This is a genomic window from Dysgonomonas sp. Marseille-P4677 (assembly GCF_016652235.1).
Classification (GTDB): domain Bacteria; phylum Bacteroidota; class Bacteroidia; order Bacteroidales; family Dysgonomonadaceae; genus Dysgonomonas.
The window spans coordinates 1-2,563 of the sequence record NZ_JAEPKU010000238.1 but is presented as its reverse complement, the minus strand read 5'-3'; the positions used below and the strand labels follow the sequence as shown (position 1 = coordinate 2,563).

The window sequence follows — 2,563 nt, the reverse complement described above, 5'->3', positions numbered from 1 at the left end:
TCTTAATATATGCTTTTAAATTTTCTTTCATGGACTATTGTCTTCTTCATGCTTTTTAGCTTTGGAGATATAATGCTCATGATTTATAATAAAATTTGTAAGCAAAGCGAAATTTATAATCCTTTAGATAAATTAATGCTGGGATTATGTTCTTTAGTAATTCCGCTGTCTATTTGGTCTTTATGGCTTCCTTCTAACGATTTGTTTCTGTCTATAGCCTTGTTTACAAGTATGGCTTATTGGACTATATTTCATAAAAGAGCATATAGAATATTGAAAGAAATAAGATCGTCGATAAAAGACCGTTTTTTACCTTTCGAGTCTATTCTTATTGTTTTATTTATTTTATTTTCTCTCTATTTTTTTAGTTGGCAGCAGGATGTATATGATTCAGCTTTCTATCATTATCAGAATATAAGATGGAATGAAGAGTATGCCGTTGTTCCCGGTGTTGCTAATTTAGATGATCGATTTGGGTTCAATTCGAATTACTTCTTGTTAAGTGCAATATTTACTTTTCGCTTTGTATTGTCAGAGGCTATTTATCCGCTTCAGCAATTGATCGTTACGGGAATAGGTTGCTGGGTATTATGCGAATTGTTTGTTTCTAAATATGATGTTAAACGAATATTCATATTAATATCATATGTACTTTTGTTTTGGGTTTCTATTTATTTTCTAGGAAATACCTCTACTGATATATTGCCTAATTTCATTATATTTTATATTATAGCTAGGATTGTCTTATATCCAGACGCCTTGAAGACGAGATACATATTGCTGTTCATATTACCTGTGTTTCTAGTTACATGTAAAATGTCTATTTTTCCTATTGGTCTGACAAGTTTTTATTTGCTTTATTATCTTATAAAACAGAGAAAGTATAAAGTCGTAATCTTTTTATGTACGCTAAGTCTTGTTATATTGATTCCGTGGCTGATTAGGAATGTTATAATTTCAGGTTATCTAGTGTATCCGTTATATCAGATTGATTTATTTTCTTTTGATTGGAAAGTGCCTCGTGAGATCGCCATAAAAGAAAAGGATTATATTGGGGGTATAGGCTATTATTTCTTTCGGATAGCATTGCGTTATCCACATATGAGCGAGAGAGATCCCCTGCCTATAAATATTCTGACAGATATCATATACTTGCTAGTTGTTATAAGCTTATTCTTTACTCTTTACTATCTGTGGAAGAGGCCAAGGAAAGTGGAAGTTCACTTATGTTTGATATATCTTATATCTGTCTCTACTATAATAATTTGGGCTGTTGGAGGTCCTGATATACGTTTTATTGTTGGGGTGTTATGCGCTGTTATATTTGTGGGTGGTATACTATACTTTTATGAAAAGAAAAAATATCTGCCATTTGTAGGTAAATCCCTTTCTTTTTTATTCGTTCTTAGTCTTGCGTTGTGGACTACGATGAGATATTGCAATTTTTATCAACAGACAGACATTCTAAAAGTTGAGTTAACCTCTCATCTGTTGATGAAGCCATATTCAGTGAGAGACCAACAAAAGGCGAATGGTATAGATGTATTAAAAAGCTTTGAGATATACCAAATCAATAACAACCAGAACATTTGGGTTAGCCCAGGCTTACCTTACGATATGGAGTTGCCGGCGAGCATAGCAAGTCATTATGCAAAATTTTTACCGTTAGAATGTATTGAAGCTAGAGGGAACTCTATTCAGGATGGATATAGGGTTAAGGATAGATGTGTAACAAATAAGTAATACTAATACAAACTACATGTTAGCAATATTTTTTTCCTGGATAATAATTTCATTCATCCTATTCTCTATGGGTAGTGTGTTGATAAAACTGTATAATTATTTTCTTAATCGTGATGAACAATATAATTTTTTGGAAATTAGTTTTCTGGGTTTGATGACACTATCAATACCACTATCAATATGGTCTTTAAAATTTCCTTCAAATCATTGTTTCTTATTGCTTTGCTTTGTATTGAGTGTAATGTATATTGTCTATGATAGACGTAAATTATTAGGATTTATCATTGACTTAAAGGGAAATATAGTTGGTTTACCATTCAAAATAATTGGGCCTATAGTTCTATTCTTTATTATTTTTCTTATGTCTTCCTCCTGGTTGGAGGGAATAGGAGATGCGTTGTATTATCATCATCAGAATATACGTTGGAATGAAGAGTATGCAGTTGTTCCGGGTTTGGGAAATTTAGATGATAAATTTGCATTCAATTCTCAATATCTGCTTCTTAGCGCAATATTTACTTTTCGTTTCTTATTCGGTGAAGCTTTATATCCCTTAATACCTTTGTTAGTTATTTATATTATGGGATGGTTGTTTATTGAGCTGTTCAATTCTAAAGTTGAAAGAAAAAGGGTAATCGTATTCATCTCGTTTCTAGTGTTTATTTTACTTTCGATTAATACTTTTTTCGGTACATCTACAGACTTATTACCTAACCTATTAGCCTTTTATATTATTGCTAAAATAATTTTTTATCCGGATATTCTTAATAAGAATAAAATTCTTTTCTTCGTTTTGCCCTTGTTTATGATATTATGTAAA

The 2,563-nt window shown here is 31.2% G+C and carries 2 protein-coding genes; both read left to right on the top strand.

Features of this window, described 5'->3' with window-relative positions; genetic code table 11:
- Positions 1–9: 9 nt before the first annotated feature.
- Positions 10–1,743, top strand: a complete 1,734-nt coding sequence (locus JGH11_RS19695; RefSeq protein WP_201114625.1) for a hypothetical protein — start codon at positions 10–12, stop codon at positions 1,741–1,743.
- A gap of 16 nt (positions 1,744–1,759) precedes the next feature.
- Positions 1,760–2,563 (top strand): hypothetical protein (locus tag JGH11_RS19690; protein WP_201114623.1); only part of this gene is annotated, 804 nt, incomplete at its 3' end.

What these genes read in the sequence shown, in the direction of transcription:
- JGH11_RS19695 (WP_201114625.1), top strand. Translation starts at nt 10, where the DNA reads ATGCTTTTAAATTTTCTTTCATGGACTATTGTCTTCTTCATGCTTTTT.